Below are 25,632 nucleotides of genomic sequence, written 5' to 3'. Positions count from 1 at the left end.
CCCCGGGGGGGGGGGGCCTCTGACAGCCAAAACGCCCACCCCGGGGGGGGGGGGGCCCGGGCCCCCCCCCTCTCCCGGGGGGGGGGCCCCGGCGGGGGGGCGGGCCCCCCCCCCGCCACGGTGGAACGGGTGATACGTCAGGAGGCGTACGCCTCCAACTCGGAGAGCTGGCCGGCGGGCCAACCCGTGTTGCCGGTGAAGGTCAGCCGCAGGTAACGCTGTGACGTGCCCTGGAAGGTGATGGTCACGGTGTTACCGGTGGACGGGTTGAAGGTGTAGCCGGCCGACCCCACCACGGTCGCGTACGTCGAGCCGTTGGTCGAGCCGAGCACCGACAGCGTCTGGGTACGGGTCTGCCAGGCTGCCGCCGGTGGCAGCTTGAGCACCAGCCGGGACACGGTTGTCGCGGCGCCGAGGTCGACGGTGAGCGACTGCGGGAAGGCGTTGTTCGCCGACTCCCAGTAACTCGACGCGCTGCCGTCGACGGTGTTGCCGGCAACGTAGCTCTGGTTGGTGCTGGTCGCGGTGACCGGTCGACCGGCCGCCAGGTTGGTGTTGGCGGAGACGCCGGTGCCGGCCAGCGCCACCGTGTGCGGGCTGTTCGGCGCGTTCGAGGCCACCGAGAGGGTGCCCGTACGGGCCCCGGTCGCGGTCGGGGTGAAGGTCACGCTGACCGTGCAGGACGCCCCCGCCGCCAGGGACGACCCGCAGTTGTTCGACTGCGCGAAGTCCCCGGTCGCCGAGATCCCGGTGAGGTTCGCCGCAGCCGTGCCGGCGTTGGTCACCGTGACCGCCGAGGCCGGGCTGGGCGACCCGACCGTACGGCTGCCGAACGCCAGCGAGCCGGGTGAGACGCTCAGCGCCGGTCCACCCGTACCGGAGCCGGCGTACACCTCGAACTCGGAGAGCTGGGCCGCCGCCCAGCCGGTGTTGCCGGTGAACGTCAGCCGCAGGTAGCGGCGGGCGCCGGCCGGCAGGTTGAGGGTGACCGTGTTGGCGCTGGCCGGGTTGAAGGTGTAGCTGGCCGAGCCGAGCACGGTCGTGTACGCCGTACCGTCCGTGGAGCCGAGTACGGACAGCGTCTGGTTGCGGGTCTCCCAGCCCGGGGGCAGTTTGAGCACCGCCCGGTTGACCGTCACCGAGGCACCCAGGTCGACGGTGAGCGACTGCGGGAAGGCGTTGTTCGCCGACTCCCAGTAGCTCGACGCGCTGCCGTCGACCGTGTTGCCCGGGACGTACCCCTGGTTGGTGCTGGTCGCGGTGACCGGGCGGCCGGCGGCCAGGTTGCCGCTCGGGTTGACCCCGGTGCCGGTCAACGGCACCGTGAGCGCGCTGCCGCTCGCCGGGGTGACCACCAGCGAGCCGCTGCGGGCCCCGGCGGCGGTCGGCCGGAACGTCACGTTGACCGTGCAGGTGGCGCCGGCCGCCAGGGACGAGCCGCAGGTGTTGGTCTGGCTGAAGTCCCCGCCGGTCTGCACCCCGGTCAGGGCGAGCGTGGTGGTGCCGGTGTTGCGTACCGTGACCGCCTGCGCGGCGCTGCTGGTGTTGACGTTCTGCGGGGCGAAGGTGAGGCTGGTCGGCTGGGCCACCAGTCCCCCGCCGCCACCGCCGCGCCGCCGCTCGAACTCGGCCGCCCAGTACGCGGTCCGGTCGAGGTAGGCGGTCTCGGCCGACGCCCCGGTGCGCCCGTACGCGCCGTCGAAGGTCTGGTAGTTGAACCCGCCCGGCGGGCTGCTCCGGGCCGGCTCGATCGTCGAGCCCTCGTGCCACTCGTTGAACGAGGTGATCGACACCCAGGTCGGCAGCCCGCCGGTTGCCGTACCCAGGGCGTTGTTCCAGACCTGGTCGTAGGTGGCACCGTTGTTCCGGGCCAGGGTGGGCGTGGTGTTGCCGGGCACGGCCCGGTCGTCGATGTAGCCGGGGCCGATCGACGGGGCCCAGACCAGCCCGTTCGCCTTGGCGTACGCGCTGGCGTTGGCCCAGCCGGGCGCGGTCGCGGCGGCGATCGCATCGTAGGTGTACATGCCGGAGAAGTTGGCGATCTTCGACGTGTCGGTGGTCTGGGCCAGGATGATGTTGTTCGCGTTGACCTGCGCCAGCGCCGACCAGTCCGGGATGAGCAGGCTCTCGAAGACGTAGAACGCCGGCCGGTTGCCCTGTTCGGCGGCGCGGTAGAAGGCCGGGTGGCTGCCGTACCGGGTGTTGATGTAGTTGATGTCGGCGACCGTGGAGGCGGCGGTGCGTCCGGCGTACGGCTCCAGGTGCCAGGCGATCTTGATGCCCTGCTGGGCCGCCGCGTTCATCACGGTGGTGACCAGGTTGTCCTCGTACGAGTTCTGGCCCCACCAGGAGTAGACGAGCACGTTCGCGCCGGACTGCTTGACCCAGTTCATGTGCTGGGTGAGCACCGTCGGGTCACCCGAGTCGTACGCGCCCAGGGTCGGGTAGAAGTCGGCCCCGATGTCGTTCGGCGGGGTCTTTCCGCCCTGCTGCCAGTGCCGCCAGCCGCCGTTGGGGCCGGTCGGGCTGCCGTACCACGGGTAGTAGAACAGGTGCACGTTGGACGAGCCGGCCGGTGCTGGCCCGCCGGTCACCGTGACCACGACGTTCGCGGTGCCGCGCGCGCCACGGGAGTCGGTCACGGTCAGGGTCGCGGTGAAGGTGCCCGCGCTGGCGTACGTGTGGGTGGTGTTGGCGGTGGTCGCGGTGCCGCCGTCGCCGAAGTCCCAGGCGTAGCTGAGCGGGTTGTCGCCCTCGGGGTCGGTCGCGCTGCCGGTGAAGGTCACCTGCAACGGGGCGCCGCCCGAGGTCGGCGTCGCCGAGGCGGTCACCTGCGGCGGGGTGTTGCCGCCGACCCCCGACCCGACGAAGTCCACCCAGTTGACGTTGAGCAGGGCGGTCCCGGCCGGGGTGCCCGCCGCCGCCCGCGCCACGAAGTAGAGCGGACCGGTGGCGGTGCTCGCGGCCAGCGGTACGGTCAGGTCGGTGTAGTTCTGCCAGCCCCCGGTGTTCGGCACGGTCACCGAGCCGAGCAGGGTGCCGGTCGCCGAACCGGCGCGTACCTCCACGGTGCCACCGGTGCTGCCGGAGGCGGCGCGCAGGCGCAGCGACCCGATCGCGGTGAGGTTGGTCGGGGCGAACGACCACCAGTCGCCGTTCTCGACGAAGGCGATGTTCTGGAAGCCGCCCTGCGGGTCGGTGGTGGTCTCCCGCTGCACGCCCGCCGTGCCGCCGGTCGGTGCGCCGGCCACCCGGCCGGTGGCGGTGAAGTACTCCGCCTGCTTGCGCTTGGGCTGCAACTGGATCAGCGACCGGCCGGTCAGCGGGGCGGCGCCGCCGGCCCCACCCGAGTCGGTGTAGGTCGCCTCCAGTACGGCGAAGATGTTCGCGTCGCCGCCGTGCCCGCTGTCCAGCGAGGTCTGGATGCTGCCCGAGCAGCCGGTCCGCTGCTGCAACGGGTGGGCGTGCTCGTCGTGGCCGAGCAGGTACTGCAACACCACCCGGGAGCAGTCGACCGTGCCGTCCTCCGGGTCGGTGACGGTGACCGAGTAGTTGACCTGCGCACCCCAGTCGAAGAACCCGCCGTTGGGCGGCAGGTTCAGCGTCACCACCGGAGCCGTGTTGCCGACCGTGACCGGTACGTTCGCCACCGCGCTACGCCCACCCGGGTCGGTCACCGTGAGTTGGGCGGTGAAGTTGCCGTTCGCCGTGTACGTGTGGCTCGGGTTCGCCTGGGTCGAGGTGCCGCCGTCGCCGAAGCGCCACGCGTACGTGATCGGCTGCCCCTCCGGGTCGCGCGACCCGGCGCTGCTGAACTGTACGGTCAGCGGCGCCCGCCCGCTCACCGGTTGCGCGGTCGCGGCGGCGATCGGTGCCGGGTCGACGTTCCGGTAGTCGATCCGGTAGATGCCGGAGTCGTCGTTGTTGCCGCCGAAGCCGCTGCCCCACTCGATCAGGTAGAGCGCGCCGTCCGGCCCGAAGTCGAAGTCCATCGGACGGACCGTCGACATGCCGGCGAGCAGCGGGTTGATGTCGACCAGCGAGCGGCCGTCGGCGCCCACCTGCATGGTGTACATCTTCGACTGGTTCCACTCGCCGAAGATCGCCTTGCCGTCGTAGTAGGCGGGCCACTTGCGCGCCGAGACGAGGGCCGGGTCGTACCGGTAGACCGGTCCGGCCATCGGGGCGCCGCCGCCACCGAGTTCGGGGAAGAGCGGGTTGGCGTCGTAGTCGTAGTCCACCGTCGCCGGCACCACCGGGGGAAGGTTGGTCAGACCGGTGTTGTTCGGCGAGTTGTTGACCGGGGCGGCGCAGTTGTACGCCGGACCACTCGGCCCGGACGGGAAGGTGTAGTCGCGGTAGGCGGCGTTGCGCCCGACGCAGTACGGCCAGCCGTAGTTGCCCGCCTGGCCGACGATGTTCCACTCCACCGTGTTGCCCGGCCCCCGGTCGGCGTTGGCCTGCCCGGCGTCCGGCCCGTAGTCGGCCACGTAGAGCGTGTTCGTCTCCGGGTCGACGCCGATCCGGAACGGGTTGCGGAAGCCCATCGCGTAGATCTCGGGACGGGTCAACGCGGTCCCCGGCGCGAAGAGGTTGCCGGCCGGGACGGTGTAGGTGCCGTTCGCCTGCGGGCGAATCCGGATCACCTTGCCGCGCAGGTCGTTGGTGTTGCCGGAGCTGCGCTGGGCGTCGAAGTCCTGGCGCCCGGGGCGCTCGTCGATCGGCGTGTAGCCGCCGGACTCGAACGGGTTGGTGTTGTCGCCGGTGGCGAGGTAGAGGTTGCCGGCGCTGTCGAAGGTCATCGTGCCGCCGGAGTGGCAGCAGGTGTTGCGCTGGGTGTCGACCTGCAACAGGACCCGCTCGCTGGCCAGGTCGAGGGTGTCCCCGTTGACGGTGAACCGGGAGAGCAGGTTGCGCGCCGCCCCGCCGTTCGGCGAGTAGTAGAGGTAGATCCAGCCGTTGGTGGCGAATCCCGGGTCGAGGGTGAGGCCGAGCAGGCCGTCCTCGTTGCCGGTGAAGACGTTGAGGGTGGCGGCGGTGACCGTGGTCCGGGTGTCCGGCTTGATGATCCTCAGCCGGCCGTCCCGTTCGAGGTAGAAGACCCGACCGTCCGGCGCGATGTCCAGCTCCATCGGGTTGTTGGTGTTGCTGTCCAGGGTCACCTTCTCGAAACCGCTGGTCTGTGCCGCGCCGCAGTCGGCGGCGACCACCCCGGCCGCGGTCTGGATGCCGCCGAGCAGGTGGGCCCGGAACTGGGCGTCGGCGTACGACTCGTTGGTGTGGCCGCCGCCGGTGTACCAGGACCGGCCGCCGTCGTACGCCTTGCACCAGGCGGTCGGGTGGTCGGCGCCCATCGCGCCCGAGCCGGGGGTGTACGTGCTCTCGTCGAGGCTGGCCAGCACGTGTGCCGAGCCACGGGGGTTGGTGCGGAAGTTGTACCACTCGTCGAACCGGCTCCAGCGCGCCGGCAGGGTGGCGGTGGACGGGTGGGCCGGGTCCTCCACCTTGACCGTCGCCTGCTGGTTGGCCGGGTGCGAGGCGAAGTACGCGCCGACCAGGTTGCCGTACCAGGACCAGTCGTATTCGGTGTCGGCGGCGGCGTGGATGCCGACGTAGCCGCCACCGGCACGGATGTAGCGCTCGAAGGCCGCCTGCTGGGCCGGGTCGAGCACGTCGCCGGTGGTGGAGAGCCAGACGACGGCCCGGTAGCGGGCCAGGTTGGCGTCGGTGAAGGCGGTGGCGTCCTCGGTCGCGTCGACGGTGAAGTCGTTGGCCGCGCCGAGTTGCTGGATCGCGGTGATCCCGGCCGGGATCGAGTCGTGGCGGAATCCGGCCGTCTTCGAGAACACCAGCACCGAGTACGCCGCCGCAACCTCGGCGGCCCGGTCCACCTGGGCGGCCGGTCCGGCCTGGGCGGCCTGGTCCACGTGGGCGGCCGGCGGCGGGGCGGCGGCGGCGGGCGGGGCGACCGTACCGAGGGTGGTGACGGCGGCGGTCGCGGCGGCGGTGACGCCGACGAGCAGCCGGGCGAGCCTGCGCGGGATCGGTGGGCGTGGGCGGCGGTGGGACCGGAACATTCGGGGTCTCCTTTCCCGGTTGCGGTACCGGGACAGGCGCCATCGGCTCGGCGAGACCGTGGTGCCATGGCGGTGCCCGCATCGGGTCTTCGGCGAGGACCGCGACCACCCCCGCTGTACGGGTGTTGCGGTCATGTTTCGGCGATGTGTTGAGCGATAGATTAACCCCGATGCCTGCAAGAATCCATCGGAAGCTAGAAATATTTCGACTAACCCGTGCCCGCTTCTCGCCGAGGAGCACGACGAGCAGCCCGCCGACCCGGCACGACCCCCGTTGTCGAAGATCGACAGGCGGCGGCTGGTCCCGGATCGGCGGGCTGCGACGCTACGTAGCCGGCGCTACGAAGCCGGCGCTACGGCGCTACGGCGACGGAGCGGCGGGTCAGCGGATGACGCGACAGACGAGCGCGTCGGAGACACCACGGAAGGCACTCATTACCACGTCGGTGGTGAGGTGCTTGCAGGCGAGGTACGGGTCACCCGAGCCGACGTACTGGAGGGTGGTGCCGGCGGAGCCGGTGTAGCAGCGCAGCCCCCCGCTCTCGTAGAAGCCGATCCAGGCGGAGCTGTACCTGGAGTGACAGTAGTCGCCGATCGACAGCGGACCGAAGGGGATGTCGACGGTGGCAGCCTGGGCGGGCGTGGCAGAAGCCATGGTGGCGGCGACCGCCACCACGAGGGCGGCGACGAGGGTACGGACACGACGGCGCATGGGCTCTCCCGGAGTGAGGGCTCGACATGGACTGCGGTGCACCGGCGGCCGCCGCCTCGATTGTTCATTAGGAAGCTTTCCTAATCAATGTCTGTCCCATCGCTCCGATCCGCTCCTGCCTGACCCGCCGGCCCGGCCCGCACCACTTGTCGAGTTGTCCTGCGGAACCACCGCCTGCTGGCCGATGCTGGGCAGGACGGACTCCGGGAACCCGAAGGGAGAGCCGTTTGGCGACGTACGCGTACCGCTGCCCGTACCACGGCGACTTCGAGACGCGGTTCCCGATCGGCACCGCCGAGCGGACCGTCCGGTGCGCGACCTGCCGGAGCGCCTCGCCCCGGGTGTTCACGCCACCGCTGGTCAACGCCACGCCCCGGCCACTGGCCGCCGCTGTCGACCGGGCCGGACGGAGCGCGGAGACCCCCGAGGTGGTGACCCGGATTCCCGGCCGACCACCGCAGCCCGGTACGGGCCGAGCCACCACCCGGCCCGCCGACCCGGCCCGGCTCCGCCTGCCCCGACCCTGACCCGACCAGCCGGCCCGGACGTACGACACCGGCCGGACCGACCACGCGACACCTGCCCGGACGCGCTCCGGGTGAAGGGGACCCACGATGCCCGAAGTCATCTTTCCGCTCGACTCAGCCAAGAGGTTCGCCGACCAGGAGAAGGTCGGCCACAACAGGTGGCACCCGGACATCCCGCCGGTGGCGACCGTCCGCCCCGGCCAGACGTTCCGGGTCTACTGCCGCGAGTGGTTCGACGGCGCGATCCACAACGACGACTCGGCCGAGGACGTCCGGGATGCGCCACTGACCACGGTGCACGCGCTCAGTGGACCGTTCGCGGTGCGGGGCGCCGAGCCCGGCGACCTGTTGATCGTGGACATCCTGGACGTCGGCCCGCTGCCGCAGGAGGACTCCGGACCGCTCGCCGGCCAGGGCTGGGGCTACACCGGCATCTTCGCCAAGCAGAACGGTGGCGGGTTCCTCACCGACCAGTTCCCGGACGCGTACAAGGCGATCTGGGACTTCAGCGGGCAGCGGGCGACCTCGCGGCACATCCCGGGGGTCTCCTTCACCGGCATCACCCACCCGGGGATGATGGGCACCGCGCCCTCCGCCGAACTGCTGGCCAGGTGGAACGCGAGGGAGGGGGCGCTGCGGGCGACCGACCCGGACCGGGTGCCGCCGCTGGCGCTGCCACCGGAACCGCAGGACGCGATCCTGGGCTCGCTGACCGGGGCCGACTTCGACCGGGTGGCGGCCGAGGCGGCGCGTACGGCACCGCCCCGGGAGAACGGCGGCAACCAGGACATCAAGAACCTGACCAAGGGGACCCGGGTCTTCTATCCGGTCTTCGTCCCGGGCGGCAACCTCTCCGTCGGCGACCTGCACTTCTCCCAGGGCGACGGCGAGATCACCTTCTGCGGCGCGATCGAGATGGGCGGGATCCTGGACCTGCACGTCGACCTGATCAAGGGCGGGATGCAGACGTACGGCGTCGGCGAGAACGCGATCTTCATGCCCGGCAACGTCAGCCCGCAGTACAGCGAGTGGCTCGCCTTCTCCGGCACCTCGGTCACGCTCGACGGCGAGCAGCGTTACCTGGACTCGCAGCTTGCGTTCCAGCGTGCCTGCCTGCACGCCATCGACTACCTGACCCGGTTCGGCTACACCCCGGAGCAGGCGTACCTGATCCTCGGCGCGGCCCCGATCGAGGGACGCTTCTCCGGCGTGGTCGACATCCCGAACTCCTGCGCCACGGTGTACCTGCCAACCGCGATCTTCGACTTCGACGTACGGCCGTCGTCGGACGGCCCGCGCAGGATCGACCCGGGCAGGGGCGCCCCCAAGGCCAGTTTCTGACGGTGGGCGTACCCGGTTCGGCTCGGACCGCCCCCGACGCGGCCTGGGCTACCGGGGTTTGCGGCCGCGCCGGGAGCGCGGTGTGGGCGTCCCCGCCGCTGCGGCCCTCCGGCTGACCGGAAGCACCGCCCGGCCGGGTGGCGGCGCCGGGAACGACCAGTGCGGCGGTCGGCCCAGCGCCGCCGGCAGCCGGGTGGCGTCGTCGCCGATGGCGGCGTTGACCTGGAACTGGGTCAGGAAGATGCCGCCGCGCAGGTCGGCCCCGCGCAGGTCGGCCGCCCGCAGGTCGGCCCCGATGAGGTCGGCCATCCGCAGGTCCGCGCCACGCAGGTCGGCCCCGATCAGGTACGCGCCCCGCAGGTTCGCGCCGCGCAGGTCGGCACCGCGCAGCCTCGCCCCGACGAGGTCGGCGCCCCGACGGTCGACCCGCCGGTCGCCGACCCCGGCCCGGACCAGCTCGCTGACCCGGGTCAGCAGCACGTCGACGGCCTGCCGGTGCGCCGGTACGTCGAGGTCGAGCAGGGCCTCCGGGCCCAGTCGGGTGAGCTCTTCGGTCCGCTCCAGCGCGGCGGAGATCTCGCCCCGGATCGGGCGGGCCGGTGCCAGCTCCAGCGCCTCGGTCAGATACCAGAGCAGTTCGTGCAGTTGGCGCATGACGCCGAAGACGTCGAACATGCGGGCCACGTCGCCCGGCGCCTGCCGCCAGTCCACGCCCCGGTAGGTGACCTGTGCGACCTTCTGCCCCGCGCCGAGACAGTCGAAGACGGTGCACCCGGCGAAGCCCTGCCGTCGCAGGTCGCGGTGGATGCCGCAGCGGAAGTCCGAGCCGAGGTTCGGGCAGGCGTGCCCGGCCGCCTTGTCGATCGCGAAGTCGGCCGAGGCGGCGAAGGCCGGCGCGACACAGCAGAGCCCGAAGCAGCTCGCGCAGTCGGCCCGCAGGCCGGAGCGATCGGTCACGGGGCGATCGGTGCCGGGGTGGGCGGTCACGGAGCGATCGGTCACGGGGTGGGCGCCCGGGTCGGGGCTAGGCGGGTCATCGGAGCCAGGCGCGGTCAAAGGAGACATCTCCAGGTCGGTGCCGACGGGCGGGTGCAGCCTATCCCGCTCCTGACCAGCGCGGACGCGCTGCCGCACGGCCGGGGTCGGCCCGCCGGGGTCGGCCCGCCGGGGTCGGCCCGCCGGGGTCGGCCCGCCGGGGTCGGCCCGCCGGGCGGAACGGGGTCAGAGGGCGTGGTACATCACGTGCAGGCCGACGCGGCCCAGGGTCGGGTGGGCGAAGGCGCCCGGCACCGTACCGACCACCTCGAAGCCGTGCCGACGGTACAACTCGACGGCGGTGCTGTTGGATTCGACGACCGCGTTGAACTGCATCCCGGCGTAGCCGCGCTCGCGCGCCCAGTCGAGCGCGTACCGGCAGAGGGCGGTGCCGACGCCGCGTCCCCGGGCGTCGGCCGCCACCATGAAGCTGGCGGTCGAGACGTGCGCGCCGGGTCCGGGGCGGTTCGTTCCCATCTTCGCGGTGCCGAGCACCCGGTCCCCGTCCACCGCGACCACGGTCAGGCCGGGCGGGGACTCCACCCACACGCCCCGTGACTGCGCCTCGGTCATCCCGGGGTCGTACGGGAACGTCTCCTGCGCCCGGACGATCTCCCGCACGATCGGCCACACCTCGGGCCAGTCCCGGTCGACAAACTCTCGGATCAGCACCGCCGGACGGTAGCGCCGCTCCCCGAGAACGGACAACCGATTTGTCCTTGTCCCGGGCCGGCCCGGTCAGCCGTCGAACACGCCCTGCCGGCGACGTCGACGGCGGCCGGTTGGGCGACGCTGGCCGCGCCGGCTGCCCACCACCAGGGCGACCACGGTCACCAGCGCCGCGACGACAAAGGCCGCGAGCAGGCCGACGCCGACGGTCGGCGAGATCCCGTCGAGCCACGGGATCGTACGGGCACCGCCCCGCGCGCTGGCGCCGATCGCCGAGCCGTCCCCGGCCCGCTCCGTCGACGGGGAGGCGGAGGCCCGGAGCGTCTCGCCGGGCTCGACCAGCCGGCCGACCGACGTGTCGCGGGGCAGGGCGAAACCCCAGTCGAGCAGTGCGGCGCCCTGTTGCCACCCCCGGAGCGGCCGGGCCTCGGCCCCGAGCAGGGTGACCACCAGCCGCCGGCCGTCGCGCTCGGCCGCGCCGACGTAGGTGTGCCGAGCCAGGTCGGTGAACCCGGTCTTGCCGCCGATGGCGCCGGGGTAACGGAAGATCAGGGTGTTGTCGTTCTGGATCTGGAAGCCCTTCTTGGGCGGCTGGGCCGGGATCTGGGTCCGTTCGGTCAGCTCGTAACGCCGGAACGTCTCCTGGGCGAAGCAGGCGCGGGCGATCAGTGCCAGGTCGTACGCGCTGGTGAACTGCCCGGGTGCGTCCAGGCCGGAGGGCGTCACCGCGTGCGTCTGGAGCGCGCCGAGTTGCCGCGCCTGCTCGTTCATGGCGGCGATGGTGCCGTCCACGCCCTCGGACCCACCGGCCAGCCGGGCGAGTACGTTCGCCGCGTCGTTGCCCGAGTTGAGCAACAGTCCCAGCCAGATGGTCTCGATCGGGTACCGGCCGTTGAGCAGCAGGCCCACGGCGGAACTGCCGGGTTCGAAGTCGAGGTCGGCACGGGTGATCGTGACAACCTGTTTCGGGTCGAGCTTCGGCAGCACGGTCGCGGTGAGCAGGAGCTTCTGCACGCTCGCCGGGGTGGCGTACTCGTGCGGACCGCAGCCGCCGAGGACGGCACCGGTGTCGAGGTCCGCGACCAGCCACGAGGTCGCGGAGACGCCCGGCGGCTTGGCCGTGCCCGGCGCGACGACCAGTCCCGACGAGGCGAGTGCCGGACCGCCGACAGCGCGTTCGGCCGGGTCGTCGGCGGGAGCCTTGGGGCGTGCCGGCGACGTCGGGCGCGGCACCGGCGGACTGGGCACCGGACAGGGGACCGGCGGTGCGGTGGGGGACGCGGTGGCCGTACCTGCCGTCGCCGCCCCGGCCACGCCCGCCGGGAGAACCGTCGTGGCCGGCATGCTGATCGCGACAGCGGTCAGCGCGCCGAGAAGACGCCGGACCATCATGAGCGCCAACCTCTCATGGGCTAGCAGAATAACCGGGATCATTCGCCCATGCTCGGGAGCCCCCGGCCGATCCGGTCATATCGTGTGCGCCCGCGACCGAGGCACTGCCCGGCGGGCGGGAGAGACGACCGGTGGCCGCGATCGCGCTGGCAGGGGCGGGAGCTTTCACTTCGGGTGTCACAAGATTGACAGTCCTCCACACCAGAGCGTCGCGGCAATCACCGGCTGGCCTGGACGTGCAGCCAGTTATAGTTCGCGGAGATTCCGCTACGCAGTCGACCAGCAGCGCACTGTGACCGGGAGGTGGTGACGTCGCCCATCTCGACCGGGTCCAGGGTGATCGCCCGCTGGTCGGAGAAGGAGTGCCCATGCCGCCGTCAGCGTCCCAACTCTTCCACCGGATCACGACGTCGGAGCGGCCCACCGACAGCAGGATCATCATGCGCCGGGCGGTGGTGCTCGGCGGAAGCATCGCCGGGCTGATGGCGGCCCGGGTGCTCAGCGAGCATGCCGAAGAGGTCCTGATCATCGAGCGGGACGGCTCTGAAGTGGACCACGGCCCGCGCCGGGGGGTACCGCAGGGCAGCCAGGTGCACGCGCTGCTGACGGCGGGGCAGACACAGTTGGAACGCTGGTTCCCCGGCTTCACCGAGCAGGCGTTCGAAGCGGGCGCGCCGCCACCGACCGGCGGTACGGGCAAGGTCTTCATCAACGGCGTACGTCGCACCGCGCCGATGTCCGGTCCACAGTTGCCGGGACTCATCACCACCCGCCCCTTCCTCGAGGCGCTGGTACGTCGCCGGACCCTGGCGATCGACAACATCACCCTGGTCACCGGCCGGTCCGACGGCCTGGTCTTCGACGGTCCCCGGGTCAGCGGCGCCCGCTACCTCCCGGTCGGAGCCACCGAGCCGCTGACCGTCGACGCGGATCTGGTGGTCGACGCCATGGGGCGTTCCAGCCGACTCGGCGACTGGCTCGCCCGAGCCGGCTGGCCCCGACCGCCGACGCGTCGGATGGCGATCAAGCTCAACTACGCCACCGCGCTGTTCAAACGCGACGAGCAGGTGAGCGACGCCTGGGTGGCGGTCGCCCAGACCACACCGGGCCCCGGCCGGGTCGCCCGGATCGGCGGGATCAACTCGGTCGAGGGCGACCGGTGGATCATGCTGGTCGCCGGCTACGACGACGACCGGCCCAGCCGCGACCCGGACGACTTCACCGCCCGCTGCCGTGACCACTTCCCCGACGACTTCCGCCGGATCGCGGAGCACGGCCAGATGATCGGCGACGTGGCCACGTACCACCAGGCCGACAGCCGGCGACGCGACTTCCACGAACTCGACCGGTTCCCCGCCGGGCTGGTCGTCACCGGGGACGCGGTCGCCTCCTTCAACCCCATCTACGGCCAGGGCATGACGTCGGCCATGCTGCACGCCTCCTGCCTGTCGGCGTACCTGCGCTCCGGTCCGGCGCCGCACACCGAGCCGGCCCACGCCTACTTCGCCCAGGTCCGGGTCATCGTGGACGCGGCCTGGCGGATCTCCACCTTCGCCGACCTCGAACTGCCGCACGTCGTCGGCCCGTACCCACGCGGGTACAGGCTGATCAGGTGGTTCAGCAACCTGCTCTTCCAGGTGTCGATGACCGACGGGGTGACCAACGACCGGTTGGCCATGGTGACCGGGATGGTCGAGCATCCGTCCGCCCTCGCCCGGCCGAGCACCCTGGCCCGCGCCCTGCGACTGCGTCTGCTCGGCGCCCTCCGCTGACCCCCGACGAGCGGCGACCGGCGGCGGTCACCGCTCAGGGCGTACGGCGACCGTAGGCTCCGGCGGCGAGCGCGACACCCACGGCGGCCAGACCGACCTGGAGCGCGAGTTCGATCCAGTCCGGTCCACGGGTGTCCGCGACGTCGAGGGCACCGGCGACGATCGTGCCGAGCAGGGCGGCGAGGATGCCGATGACCAGGGTGAGCCAGATCGGGATGCTCTGCTTGCCGGGTACGACGAGGCGCCCGAGCGCGCCGATGACGAGGCCGATGACGAGGGCGGTGAAGATGCCACTGATCTCCATGTCGGTCCTTCCCTTCATTGTCTGCCGCGCGGTTCTACCCACCCGGCGGGCCGTCTCAATCCCCAGTGTGACCTCGCCGTCGACGGGAGAGTAGGAGTCCGTCGATGCGTAATATGAGCGGAGTCGTGCGGCGACCCTCGGGCGACCGGACGTACCCGGCGACACCGGCTACCTTTGTGGCTCCGACCGGTCGGTTGAGGGAAGGCGTCGCGGCGTGGGTGGTTACGGGTTCCAGGTGGCACTGGTGGCGGTGCTGGTGCTGGTCAACGCGGTCTTCTCGGGCAGCGAGATGGCACTGGTGTCGCTGCGCGAGAGCCAGTTGCAGCGACTGGAGCGGGCGTCGCGTACGGGGCGGGTGCTGGCCCGGCTCGCCCGGGACCCGAACCGGTTCCTGGCCACCATCCAGATCGGCATCACCCTGGCCGGTTTCCTCGCCTCCGCCGCGGCGGCCGTGTCACTCTCCGCACCGCTGGTCGGGCCGCTCGGCTTTCTCGGCTCGGCGGCCGAGCCGGTGGCGATCGTGCTGGTCACGATCCTGCTGACCTTCCTCACCCTGGTCTTCGGCGAGCTGGCCCCGAAGCGGGTCGCGATGCAGCGTACCGAGGGCTGGGCCCTGCTGGTCGCCCGCCCGCTGGACATGCTCTCGACCTTCTCCCGGCCGGCGGTCTGGCTGCTCAGCCGGGCCACGAACACCGTCGTACGGCTGACCGGCGCCGACCCCGACGGCGGCCGGGAGGAGGTCACCCCCGAGGAACTGCGCGACATGGTCGCCTCCCAGCCCAGCCTGACCGCCGAACACCGGACCATCATCAGCGGCGCGTTCGAGGTGGCCGACCGGATCCTGCGGGAGATCCTCGTCCCCCGGGGCGAGGTCGTCACGCTCCGGTCGGACCTGGCCACCGCCGAGGGGTTGCAGCGACTCGCCCGGTCCGGGCACTCGCGTGCGCCGGTGGTGACCCGCGCCGGCCTGGACAACGTGGTCGGCGTGGTGCACCTGCGTGATCTGCTCGACGGCGTCGGCACGGTCGGCGACCACGTCTCCGAGCCGCTGTTCATGCCGGAGACCCTCGGCGTCACCGACGCGATCCGGCAGATGCGCCAGCAGCGGCAGCAGTTCGCGCTGGTGGTGGACGAGCGTGGGTCGATCGACGGGATCGTCACCATGGAGGACCTGATCGAGGAGATCGTCGGGGAGATCTACGACGAGACCGACCGGGACGTCCAGGCGGTGGTCCGCGAGCCCGGCGGCACCATGTTGCTCTCCGGCACCTTCCCGATCCACGACCTGCCGGACATCGGGCTCGACCTGGACGAGGCCGACGACGGCGACTACACCACCATCGCCGGGCTGCTGCTCGCCCGCCTCGGCCACATCCCGACCGCGCCGGGCGAGACGGTCGAGGTGCCCGCGTTCAGCGCCGAGGTCGTCGAGATCACCGGGCACGCGATCACGAAGGTGCGGCTGCGTCCCCGGGCGGCCGACCCGTCCGAGGTCGACGAACCGGACCCGGCGGAGGCCAGGACCAGGCCCTGACCGCTACTACCCCGGCGCACCGCCGACCGGTCCGGTCAGCCGAGCACGAAGCTCACCAGGCCCGACCGTACGCCGTTGACCTGGACCTCGATCGCGTGTTCGCCGGGGTAGTAGCGGCGGGTGCTGATCGGCCGGAAGGAGTGCCGGCGGGTGATCGTCAACCGCTCCCCCGCCGGCACCACCCTGGTAGCCAGCTTGAAGACCTTCGGCGCCAGCCGACCGTCGGCCCTGCGGTGGTGGACCACGTAGTCGATCACCAGGTTGGCGTCCCGCTCCCCCTCGTTGGCGACGACCACCTCGAAGGCGAGTTCACCGCCGGGTCGCACGGCGGCCTCGGCCAGGTGCGGTCCGGAGACCGCCACCCCGGCCGGCGGCGGGAAGCCGAGCAGCGCCAGGGCGCCCGGGTGCGCGGCCTTGACCAGGGTACGCATCGCGTGGCGGACCAGGCGCGGCGTGGTCGGCTCGGGGTCCGCGAGCCACCGGGCCGCGGTGTCGACGGCGAGATCGGCATCGAGCCGGCTGACGTCGTTGAGATGGTTCGCCACCGACCGCCGCACGTACTCCTCGTTGTCGCGGTAGAGCGCGTCGAGGATCGGTTGGGTGGCGTCCGGTCGCCGTTTCAGGGCCGCGACCTGCTTGGCCCAGGGCAGCCGGGGTCGGGTGCCCTCGCTGGCCAGCCGGCGCACGTGCGCGTCCGGGTCGCTGGTCCAGCCGGCCACGGTTGCCAGGGTCCGGTCCAGGTCGGCGTTGAGGAACGCACGCAGGGCAAACTCCCCCGTCAGCCGGCCGGTGAGCGCGGCGAGCAAGCCGAGCCCGGCCTCGAAGTCGCCGGCCTCCGAACGGTCCCGCGGCTTCTGCTCGACCGGGCCGCCACGCGGGTGGGGCCCGCCGAGCGCGAGCACCGCGACCGCCTCGGTGACCGGCCAGATCATCCAGCCGGTGAAGGCCGGGTCGCCGAGGGCGGCTTCGACGATCGCGGCGGCGCCCGGGTGGTCGCCGGGCAGGTCGGCCAGGAGGGCGTCCCGGATGGCCTGGGCCCGTTCGCTCAGCGAGAGACCGGCCAGGGCGGTCCCGCTCGCGGCGACGGTCTCCCAGGTGCGGTCCGGCGCGGCGGCGGTGAGGACACCTACGAGTCCCGCCACCGTCCTGGTACTGATGAGCTCGTCAGCGGTGGGCATGGCCGTCCTCGTGCTGGTCGCGAATATCGCCTGATCTCTGGCCGCGCGAGCATGTCACGGGGCTACGACATTCCGGCGGCACGGCTCAGGCACTCGTCAGGATGACGAGTTGCCGGGTCGCCCGGGTCATCGCGACGTAGCGGTCCACCGCCCCCTCGACGCCCTCGCCGAAGGACTCCGGGTCCACGAGGACAACCAGGTCGAACTCGAGGCCCTTCGACAGTTCCGGCGGCAGTGACCGGACCCGGGGCGTGGCTCGGAAGGTCGGATCGCCGATGACGCAGGCGATCCCCTCGGCATTCGCGGCGAGCCAGGCGTCGACGATCGCGCCCAGGTCCGAGACGGATCCGTGTACGACGGGGACACCCGTACCCCGGATGGACGTCGGCACGTTGGCGTCGGGGAGCACGGCCCGGATGACCGGCTCGGCCTCCGTCATGATCTCCGACGGGGTCCGGTAGTTGATGCTCAGGGAGGCGAGGTTCACCTGGTCGAGCCCGACCCGCCCGAGCCGCTCCCGCCACGACTCGGTGAACCCGTGCCGGGCCTGGGCCCGGTCCCCGACGATGGTGAAGCTCCGGGACGGGCAGCGCAGCAGCAGCATCTGCCACTGCGCGTCGGTCAGCTCCTGGGCCTCGTCGACGACAACGTGGGCGAACGGGCCGGCGTACCGGTCGGGGTTGGTGTCGGGCGGTGGGGTGTCGACCACCAGGTCGTCCCGGATGTCCACGACCCGGCCGGTGTCCGGGTCGATCCGCTGTCCCCGCAGCATCGTCGTCGCGCCCTCCATGTCGTGCTCGGCGGCGAGCATGTCGTCGACGACCCGGGACATCTGCTCCCGCTCGGCGGCGATCGCGGCGTTGTGCCGCTGGAGACGTCGGGACGCCTCCGGGTCGCCGACCCGTTGCCGTGCCGCGTCCAGGATCGGCAGGTCGGAAACCGTCCAGGCCCGGGCGTCGGCGCGCTGGAGCCGGCGGATCTCGTCGGGGCCGAGCCAGGGCGCGCACCTGCGCAGGTAGGCGGGGACCGACCAGAGGTCTCCGACAAGATCGGCGGGTTCGAGCAGCGGCCACGCCCGGTTGAAGGCCGTACGCAGCTCCCGGTCCCGCGCCAACGTCGCGCGGAGCAGGTCGGTCGGTTCGTCGCCGTCGTGCTTCTCCACCAGGATCGTGAGCAGTTCCTCCCAGATCTGGTCGCGCGCCTCGTTGTGCGGGGTGCCGGGTGCCGGCGCCTCGAACGCCTGGGCCCAGTCGTCGGCGTCCAGCCGGATCTCGGCCCAGTCGACCGTCACCGTCATCGCCTCGGTCGGTGGCTCCTCGTAGAACCTGACGGCCTCCTCGACCGCCCGTACCAACTCCGCGGACGACTTCAGGCGGGCCACCTCCGGGTCCTTCTCGACCGTCGCGGCGGCTCCCTCGGGGACGAGGTCGCGCAGGGTGCAGGTCCGTACGTCCTCCTCGCCGAGGCTGGGCAGCACGTCGGCGACGTACGCGAGGTAGGGCTCGTGCGGACCGATGAACAGCACCCCGCCACGGCGGTGACCGAGGCGGGGGTCGGAGTAGAGGAGGTAGGCGGTGCGGTGCAGCGCGACGACGGTCTTGCCGGTACCGGGACCGCCGTCGACGACGAGGGCGCCCCGGGAGCCGGCCCGGATGATTGCGTCCTGGTCCGCCTGGATCGTGCCGAGCACGTCGCGCATCCGGGCCGACCGGTTGCCGCCGAGGCTGACGATGAAGGCGGACTGGTCGTCCAGCGCGGCGTGCCCCTCGAATCCGTCGGGGGTGAACACCTCGTCCCAGTAGTCGGTGATCCGACCGCTGGTCCAGCGGTATCTGCGGCGGCTCGTCAGGCCCATCGGGTTGGCGTGGGTCGCCCCGAAGAACGGCTCGGCCGCCGGGGAGCGCCAGTCGAGCAGGAGCTGACGACCGGTGTCGTCGCTGAGGCCGAGTCGTCCGACGTACACGGGTTCGGGGTTGTCCGGGTGGACGATGTGCCCGAGGCAGAGGTCAACCCCGTAGCGACGCAGGGCACGCAGGCGGGCGGTGAGCCGGTGGATCTCCAGGTCCCGGTTCATCGCCTGCTGGCCGACGCCGCCGGGTGCCCTGCGCTCGGCGTCGAGGCGGTCGGAGAGGTCGGCGAGCAACCGGTCGAGGCTCTCCGCGATGGCCGCGAAGTGCCGCTCGTCGCCGGCGATCAGCGTCGGGTCGGCCTTCGGCGAAAGGTTCTCGGGAAGCTCGAAAACGCCGTTCGTCATGGAATTCAATTCGTCAGCTCCGATCGGAGGTCGCGTGCGCCCATTGCCCGGGACGAGATGCCCGCGCCACCGGTCGCGACTCCCATTTCCGCAGGTCCTGGCCTCGGCCGACGATTCTGCGGCATGACCCCGGTCTTGCCGCAAGCCCCCCTGTGCGCTATAAATTAGAAAGGGACAGGAGTGGGTCTCCTCCTTTTCCCGACTTTCCGGGGCGCGAGCCGCCCCGTTCCCGGCACACCGAGCGGTTCCAAGGACACCAACCGGTCCCAGGACACCGACCGGTCCGCCCCGCCGCAAACGCCCAGCTCACGATCTTGTACATCTACTGTCCCTGATGTAACTACCTGCGTGTCATCTCACTTTCTCCACCTCGGCCCTGGGCGTTCACGCACGACACCCAGGGTTGTCGACCATGAGAAGGCTCAGTCGCCGCACCATCGTCCTGGGTGGACTTGCCACCGCCGGTACGGTGGTCGCCCCCTGGCACGCTGCCCAGGCCGCCGTACCGTTCCCGTTCAAGTTGGGGGTGGCCTCGGGCGAACCCGCACCCGACAGCGTCGTCCTCTGGACCCGTCTGGCCCCGTCGCCACTCAACGCCGACGGGCAGGGCGGCATGGCCAACGCCGACGTGACCGTCGAGTGGCAGGTGTCGCCGAACGAGCGGTTCACCTCGCTGGTCGCCTCCGGCTCGGTGGTCGCCCGCTACGCCGACGCGCACTCCGTACACGTGGTGGCCGGCGGGCTGGCCGCCGACGCGGACTACTACTACCGGTTCCGCGCCCAGGGCCACATCTCGCCGGTCGGACGTACCCGTACCGCACCGGCGGTCGGCACCTTCGGCCGTGACCTGGTGATGGCCTTCGCCTCCTGCGCGCACTACGAGTCGGGCTACTACACCGCCTACCGGCGGATCGCCGAGGACAACCCCGGACTCGTCCTGCACCTGGGCGACTACATCTACGAGGGCGGCGCGACCGCCGGGGCGGTACGCGAGCACGTCGGCGCCGAGATCGTCTCGCTGGCCGACTACCGCCGCCGCTACGCCCAGTACAAGTCCGACCCGGACCTACAGGCCGCGCACGCCGCCGCGCCGTGGCTGGTGGTGCCGGACGACCACGAGGTGGAAAACAACTACGCCAACATGGTCCGGGCCAACAACAGCCCGGCGCTGACCACCGCGCAGTGGACCGCGCGCCGTACCGCCGCCTACCGCGCGTACTACGAGAACATGCCGCTGCGGCCCAGCTCCGCGCCGAGCGGCAACGCCATCTCGCTGTTCCGCCGGGTCCGCTGGGGTCAGCTCGCCACCTTCCACATGCTCGACACCCGTCAGTTCCGCGACGACCAGGCCAGCGGCGACGGCTGGAAGGTCTCCACCGACGCCGACCTGCCCTCGCGCAGCCTGACCGGCGCCGCCCAGGAGACCTGGCTGCTCGACGGCCTGGCCCAGCACTACGGCACCTGGGACATCCTGGGCCAGCAGGTCTTCTTCGCCCGGCAGCTCGACGCCGCCGGGGCGGCCAACATGGACGCCTGGGACGGCTACCGCGCCTCGCGCTCCCGGATCCAGCAGGGCTGGCAGCAGCGGGGCGTACGGAACCCGCTGGTGCTCACCGGCGACGTGCACCGGGCCTGGGCCAACGACCTGAAGGCCGACTACGCCAGCTCGTCGTCGGCCACCATCGGCACCGAACTGGTCTGCACCTCGATCACCTCCGGCGGCAACGGCAGCGCCAGCACGACCATCCCGAACCAGTCGAACAACCCGCACCTGAAGTTCTCCTCCGACCGGCGGGGCTACGTGCGTACGACCATCAGTCCCAGCCAGGTCCGGGCCGACTTCCGCGCGGTGGCCTCGGTCACCGAGCACGGTGCCCCGGTCTCCACGGTCGGCTCGTTCGTCATCGTCGACGGCCAGCCCGGCCTGCGGCCCGCTTAGGAAGAGACCAACGACATGTCAGCCATCACCTCAATGATCGTCGCGTCGCTGCTCGCGGCGCCCGTGCCGAGCGACCTCGCCGCCGAGCCGGTGACCTGGTCGACCGCGAACAGTGTCGCCACCGGCGACCAGGACGGCCCGGCCGTCGCGGCCAACCGCAACGGGCGGGTCGCGGTGGTGTGGGAGGACGACCGGGACGACACCAACCCGGGCGACAACCTGCACTCGGAGATCTACCTGCGCGTGTTCAACAACGGCGCCGCCGTCTTCGAGACCAAGCTCTCCGCCGGTGGCACCAGCGGCGTCGCCTGGAAGCACATCAACCCGGACGTGGGCCTGGACGACAAGGGCAACGCGGTCGTGGTCTGGTCCGACGACCCGGACGGCAACGGCGTCTACAACGTGCCGTACCGGGTGGTGTCGCCGACCGGGGCGGTGCTCGCCTCGGGGCGGGCCAACGTCGACGCCGCCGGCCAGCAACTCGCACCGAAGGTCGCGGTCGACCCGGACGGCGTACCGAACAACGCGGCCGGGGTGGCCTTCACCGTGGTCTGGGAGGACGTGCAGGGGACCAACCCGGCGACGGTGAAGGCGGCCGGCTACACCAACCTCACCACCAAGGCGTACGAGGTGACGGCGAGCCAGACCACCGGTCAGCACCACCGGCCCGACGTGGCGGTCTCGGCCTCCGGCGAGGCGACCGTGGTCTGGGACGAGGACGGTGACAACAACGGCTCGTACAACATCGGCCTGACCCGGTTGGCCCGGGCGAACGGCGCGGTCACGCTCTCCCGCCGGACCGCCAACGTCACCAGCGCCGGACAGCAGGTACGCCCGGCGGTGGCGGCGAACTTCGCCGGTGACTTCACCGTCGCCTGGGAGTCCGACCACACCGGCACCCGTGGGGTGTGGACCCGTTCGTTCACCTCCGCCGGGGTGGCGCGGCACAACGAGGTCGAGACCTCCTCCGGCGCCGGGGCCGTCGCGCCCACCGTCGGTATCGACGACCAGGCCAACGTGGTGGTCGGCTGGACGGTGCAGGGGACCGATTCGGACGTACGGATCCGTGGTCTGAACGCCGACGGTACCGGCACCGGCCGGTTGGCCGCCCAGGTGTTCAGCCAGGTCGCCACCGGCCGTCAGGAGCAGCTTGCGGTGACCAGCTCGCCCTGGGGCGAGGTGGCCGCCAGCTACACCGACGACAACGACGGCAACCAGTTCGACCAGATCCTGCTGGGCGTGGGAGCGACCAACTCCTCCTGGTGACCCCCTCAGCGAAAGGAAGGGCCCCTTGTTAACGCATATGGTTAACAAGGGGCCCTTCCTTTCACCTGGGAGGCGGCGCTCGTCGGGGCCGGGGGACGCTTGCCTCGGTCGGGGCGCGCTCCCGTCGCCTGGTTCGCCCGTCGCCTGGTTCGTCCTCATCGCCCGGATGTGGGCGCTATGTTGCTGTGATGACCTACCTCGGAAGTGGTGATCCGGCCAGGCGGCGGACCGACTACCAACCCACCTGGATCAAGGATCTGGCCGACGACGTGACGATGGAGGGCGCGGTGCTCAACGGCATCGTGCACGGCGCCGAGGCGGTACGGACGCTGCTGGCCTACGCCCGGAGTCTGTACGAGTACCAGGAGTTCGTCTACGTCGGCGAGTACGGGGAGAACGGGTTCGTCGAGGACTACTCGTCCCGGATCCAGGGCCAGCCGGTCGCCAACATCGCCGTGGTCTACCGCAACGATCGGGGTCAGGCCCAGCACCTGGTCATGAACCACCGGCCACTACCGGCCGTGCTGCTGATCGGCCGGCTGATGGCGGAGAGGTTCAGGGACACGCCGTACGCCGATTTCTTCACCGTCACCGGTGGCAACCGACCCTGACCGCCGGGCGGCTACCCGGCGGATGCCGACCGCTGGGCGTCGGAGGCCCGCTGTCGCAGGGTCACCCGGATCACCCGGCGGGTCCACGGGCGGACCCGGATCGTCACCACGTCGCCGAGTTGGCACCGGTCGCCGATCTCGGCCGGCAGGATCCAGGCCCGGGTGTGGTCGGATTGGCCGTCGTCGAGGACCAGGTGGAAGTTGATCGGTCGGTTCGCGTTCGTACCCGAGCTGTCCTCGTCCACCCGGCTCTGCCAGATCTGGTGCCAGAGCACCCGGCCGGACGCGGTCTGCGGGGCGAACAGGTCGACCAGCACCCGTAACCCGAGATAGCCGGCGTAGCCGCAGAGGACCAGACCGACCAGGGCCAACGACCGGCTGACCGGGTCGGCCCCGACCAGGTGACCCAGGTCCATGGAGAGGCTGAAGGCCCAGCCGAGCATGCCGGCGAGGACGGCCCGGAAGGCGATCCAGCCGAGCGACTGGCCGTACCGGGGTTTGCCGCTCGGGTAGGTGACGTTGATCTGCCGCCACCGGCCGCCGTACGACGACCAGAGCCGGGACCGGTCGGCCATGCCGAGGTCGAGCACGGCGGAGGCGGTCCGGGTGACGCCGAGCGCCGCACCGTAGGCGAGGTACCGGTCCCAGGCCGCGACCGCCGAGGGCGGCAGGTCGGCGAACGAGTCGTGGTTGGCGAGCCAGTCGCGTACGCCGAGCCAGCGACCGGCGGCGGCCCGGCCGGCGGCGGTGTCACGCTCACCCCGGACCCCGCTGGCCAGGTTCCAGAACACGATCGCGGCGAACAGGAACAGGGCGAGCGCCAGGAACGGCGTCTCCATCCGGCGGGCGATGTAGTGCCCGGCACCGGCGGAGAACCCCACCGCGGCGAGCAGACCCCAGGCCCGGAGCGCCCGCACGGCGCTGCGGGAGTAACGCGGGCGGGACAGGCCGAGCCGCCGGGCGTCGTCGGTCACCGCGGTCGCCAGCCGGGCGGCCCAGTCGGCCGACCGGTCCGCGTCGGAGAAGCCGAGCGCGGTCAGTGGCACCAGGCCGTCGACCGCGCGTTCGACGACCCGGTCGAGGACCTGCCGCTCGTACGCGTTCAGGTCGGCGGCGTCGCGACCGGCGGGGTGGACGGTGGCGTGCCGTGGGTCGGGGCCGGGAGCGGGTGAAGCGGGAGTACCTCTTCACCGGCGCGCTACCGGCACCGGGCGTCACCTGCGCGGCGGACGACGACCCGTTCGCGTGACCGGCAACCGCACCTAGTGGTGGCCGGGCGGCTCTCCCCGCCCGGCCACCAGCCGGTCCGGCGGATTCGGGAGTCGTTTCACGTTCGGCCGCCGTGGGTACCTCCGGCCTCCGATGAAGCTGCCCACTCTGCACTCGACCCGGCTGCGCCGCGCGGCGCGGCTCCACTTCGGCTGGCGCGCGTTGCGCCCCGGCCAGCTCGCCGCGATGCGGGCGCTGTTGAAGCGACGCGACGCCCTCGTCGTGCTCCCCACCGGGGCCGGCAAGTCGGCCATCTACCAGGTGCCGGCGACGCTGCTACCCGGCCCGACCGTGGTGGTCTCCCCGCTGCTGGCGTTGCAGCAGGACCAGATCCGCAACCTCAACGAACGGGGCGAGGGCCGCCTGCGGGCGGTCCGGGTCAGCTCGGCCGAGACACCGAACCAGCAGGCGGCGGCGCTGCGCGAGATCGAGACGGGCGAGGCCCGTTTCCTGTTCATCACACCGGAGCAGCTCACCAACCCGGAGTGCCTGGCCAAGGTACGCGCGCTGGGTCCGGCCCTGGTCGCGGTCGACGAGGCGCACTGCATCTCGGCGTGGGGCCACGACTTCCGCCCCGACTACCTGGCACTCGGTCAACTGATCCGGGGACTGGGCCGACCGCCGGTGGTCGCGCTGACCGCGACCGCCTCTCCCCCGGTACGCGAGGACATCGTCGCCCGGCTCGGTCTGGACGACCCGCGTACGGTCGTCGCCGGCCTGGACCGGCCCAACCTCTTCCTCGAGGTGGCGCACTGCCCGGACGAGGACTACCGGTGGCGGCGGCTGCTCAGCCTGCTCGGCACGGACCAGCGCCCCGGCATCGTCTACGTGCCGACCCGGCGGGCCGCCGAGGAACTGGCCGCCCGACTCGTCGCCGCCGGTCACGACGCCGCGTTCTACCACGGCGGCATGCCGGCGGGTAAACGCAACGAACTGCACGAGCGGTTCCTCGACGACCAGGTGCCGATCATGGTGGCGACCTCGGCCTTCGGCATGGGCATCGACAAGCCCAACATCCGCTGGGTGGCGCACCTGGCGCTGCCCGACTCGCCGGACAGCTACCTACAGGAGATCGGCCGAGCCGGCCGGGACGGCGCCCCGGCGCACGCGCTGCTGCTCTGGCGGGCCGAGGACGTCGCCCTGCGGCGCTTCTTCACCGGCGGTACGCCCGACCTCGACGAGTTGGCCGAACTCGCGGCGGCACTGCGCTCCGGACCGACCAGCCGGGCCGAGCTACGAAAGCTGACCGGGTGGGGCCCGCGCAAGGTCGGCCAGCTCCTCGCCCTGCTGGAACGGGTCGGCGCGGCCGGTACGACGGGTTCGACCCAGCGCCTGACCAGCCCCCGGTACGCGCCCGACCCGGTGGCGGCGGCCCGAGCGGCGGTGGCCGAGGCGGAGCGGCAACAGGCGGTCCAGCGGTCCCGTACGGACATGATGCGGGCGTTCGCCGAGACCACCGGCTGCCGGAGCCAGTCCCTGCTGGCGTACTTCGGCGAGCAGCTCGACTCCCCGTGCGGACACTGCGACAGTTGCCACGCCGGCACCAGCACCGCCGGTGACGGGGCGAGCGGCCCGTTCCCGGTGCACAGCACCGTACGGCACGCCGAGTGGGGGCCGGGTCTGGTGCTGAGCTACGAGGACGACCGGATGACCGTCCTGTTCGACAATGTCGGATACAAGACGCTTTCCGTACCCGTGGTCAGCGAGCAGGGGCTGCTTACCGGGGTTGCCGGCCGGGACTCGTAGACTCCA

17 protein-coding genes are annotated in these 25,632 nt (G+C 71.8%); 8 read left to right on the top strand and 9 right to left on the bottom strand.

Translation table 11 applies throughout. The annotated features are described in order from the left end of the window. Nucleotides 1-137: 137 nt before the first annotated feature. Both ACI2K4_RS02175 and ACI2K4_RS02170 read right to left on the bottom strand, forming a co-directional pair. Complete coding sequence (locus ACI2K4_RS02175; protein WP_404508048.1) at nucleotides 138-6,077, bottom strand: ThuA domain-containing protein; 5,940 nt, start codon at nucleotides 6,075-6,077, stop codon at nucleotides 138-140. A 382-nt stretch (nucleotides 6,078-6,459) separates the two neighbouring features. Beyond that, nucleotides 6,460-6,789, bottom strand: a complete 330-nt coding sequence (locus ACI2K4_RS02170) for a hypothetical protein (protein WP_404508047.1) — start codon at nucleotides 6,787-6,789, stop codon at nucleotides 6,460-6,462. 227 nt (nucleotides 6,790-7,016) lie between these two features. On the opposite strand from ACI2K4_RS02170, the gene ACI2K4_RS02165 reads away from it, so the two are divergent. Then, the gene (locus ACI2K4_RS02165) at nucleotides 7,017-7,316 is read left to right on the top strand and encodes a zinc ribbon domain-containing protein (protein ID WP_404508046.1); all 300 of its coding nucleotides are present in this window, start codon (nucleotides 7,017-7,019) and stop codon (nucleotides 7,314-7,316) included. Nucleotides 7,317-7,403: 87 nt separating this feature from the next. Further along, a complete protein-coding gene (gene fmdA / locus ACI2K4_RS02160; RefSeq protein WP_404508045.1) occupies nucleotides 7,404-8,657 on the top strand; it encodes a formamidase in 1,254 nt (417 codons plus the stop codon). 48 nt (nucleotides 8,658-8,705) lie between these two features. Here the strand turns inward: fmdA and ACI2K4_RS02155 are convergent, their stop codons facing one another. From ACI2K4_RS02155 to ACI2K4_RS02145, 3 genes are all read right to left on the bottom strand, one after another. Then, entirely contained in the window at nucleotides 8,706-9,614 is a 909-nt protein-coding gene (locus tag ACI2K4_RS02155) for a pentapeptide repeat-containing protein (protein ID WP_404508044.1), read from the bottom strand. A gap of 264 nt (nucleotides 9,615-9,878) precedes the next feature. Then, complete coding sequence (locus tag ACI2K4_RS02150) at nucleotides 9,879-10,364, bottom strand: GNAT family N-acetyltransferase (RefSeq protein ID WP_404509156.1); 486 nt, start codon at nucleotides 10,362-10,364, stop codon at nucleotides 9,879-9,881. A 66-nt stretch (nucleotides 10,365-10,430) separates the two neighbouring features. Next, entirely contained in the window at nucleotides 10,431-11,750 is a 1,320-nt protein-coding gene (locus ACI2K4_RS02145; protein ID WP_404509155.1) for a D-alanyl-D-alanine carboxypeptidase family protein, read from the bottom strand. A 371-nt stretch (nucleotides 11,751-12,121) separates the two neighbouring features. On the opposite strand from ACI2K4_RS02145, the gene ACI2K4_RS02140 reads away from it, so the two are divergent. Continuing rightward, the gene (locus ACI2K4_RS02140; protein ID WP_404508043.1) at nucleotides 12,122-13,525 is read left to right on the top strand and encodes an FAD-dependent oxidoreductase; all 1,404 of its coding nucleotides are present in this window, start codon (nucleotides 12,122-12,124) and stop codon (nucleotides 13,523-13,525) included. A gap of 34 nt (nucleotides 13,526-13,559) precedes the next feature. Here ACI2K4_RS02140 and ACI2K4_RS02135 read toward each other — a convergent pair whose 3' ends face one another. Continuing rightward, nucleotides 13,560-13,829: a GlsB/YeaQ/YmgE family stress response membrane protein gene (locus tag ACI2K4_RS02135; protein ID WP_404508042.1), complete on the bottom strand. Its 270-nt coding sequence runs from the start codon at nucleotides 13,827-13,829 to the stop codon at nucleotides 13,560-13,562. A gap of 214 nt (nucleotides 13,830-14,043) precedes the next feature. Here ACI2K4_RS02135 and ACI2K4_RS02130 point away from each other — a divergent pair, with 214 nt between their 5' ends. Then, nucleotides 14,044-15,363: a hemolysin family protein gene (locus ACI2K4_RS02130; RefSeq protein WP_404508041.1), complete on the top strand. Its 1,320-nt coding sequence runs from the start codon at nucleotides 14,044-14,046 to the stop codon at nucleotides 15,361-15,363. A gap of 35 nt (nucleotides 15,364-15,398) precedes the next feature. Here the strand turns inward: ACI2K4_RS02130 and ACI2K4_RS02125 are convergent, their stop codons facing one another. Further along, on the bottom strand, nucleotides 15,399-16,541 hold the full coding sequence (locus tag ACI2K4_RS02125) for a hypothetical protein (RefSeq protein WP_404508040.1): 1,143 nt from the start codon (nucleotides 16,539-16,541) through the stop codon (nucleotides 15,399-15,401). Nucleotides 16,542-16,626: 85 nt separating this feature from the next. Then, the gene (gene helR, locus ACI2K4_RS02120) at nucleotides 16,627-18,795 is read right to left on the bottom strand and encodes an RNA polymerase recycling motor ATPase HelR (RefSeq protein ID WP_404508038.1); all 2,169 of its coding nucleotides are present in this window, start codon (nucleotides 18,793-18,795) and stop codon (nucleotides 16,627-16,629) included. A 412-nt stretch (nucleotides 18,796-19,207) separates the two neighbouring features. On the opposite strand from helR, the gene ACI2K4_RS02115 reads away from it, so the two are divergent. The 3 genes from ACI2K4_RS02115 to ACI2K4_RS02105 all read left to right on the top strand — a co-directional run bounded on the left by ACI2K4_RS02115 (nucleotide 19,208) and on the right by ACI2K4_RS02105 (nucleotide 22,611). Next, nucleotides 19,208-20,734 carry an alkaline phosphatase D family protein gene (locus ACI2K4_RS02115; RefSeq protein ID WP_404508036.1) on the top strand — a complete coding sequence of 509 codons (1,527 nt, stop codon included), beginning with the start codon at nucleotides 19,208-19,210 and terminating at the stop codon, nucleotides 20,732-20,734. A gap of 15 nt (nucleotides 20,735-20,749) precedes the next feature. Continuing rightward, nucleotides 20,750-22,000, top strand: coding sequence for a hypothetical protein (locus ACI2K4_RS02110; protein WP_404508035.1), 1,251 nt, complete (start codon nucleotides 20,750-20,752; stop codon nucleotides 21,998-22,000). A gap of 188 nt (nucleotides 22,001-22,188) precedes the next feature. Next, nucleotides 22,189-22,611, top strand: coding sequence for a hypothetical protein (locus ACI2K4_RS02105; protein WP_404508034.1), 423 nt, complete (start codon nucleotides 22,189-22,191; stop codon nucleotides 22,609-22,611). Between the two features lie 11 nt (nucleotides 22,612-22,622). Here ACI2K4_RS02105 and ACI2K4_RS02100 read toward each other — a convergent pair whose 3' ends face one another. After that, entirely contained in the window at nucleotides 22,623-23,717 is a 1,095-nt protein-coding gene (locus ACI2K4_RS02100; RefSeq protein ID WP_404509153.1) for a DUF2207 family protein, read from the bottom strand. A gap of 256 nt (nucleotides 23,718-23,973) precedes the next feature. Here ACI2K4_RS02100 and ACI2K4_RS02095 point away from each other — a divergent pair, with 256 nt between their 5' ends. Then, entirely contained in the window at nucleotides 23,974-25,626 is a 1,653-nt protein-coding gene (locus ACI2K4_RS02095) for a RecQ family ATP-dependent DNA helicase (RefSeq protein WP_404508032.1), read from the top strand. Nucleotides 25,627-25,632 lie beyond the last annotated feature (6 nt).

The organism is Micromonospora sp. NPDC050397 (genome assembly GCF_044901685.1).
Lineage (GTDB): Bacteria > Actinomycetota > Actinomycetes > Mycobacteriales > Micromonosporaceae > Micromonospora_G.
Note: the sequence above shows the minus strand (reverse complement) of the source record. Positions and strands in the feature narration are given on the sequence as shown.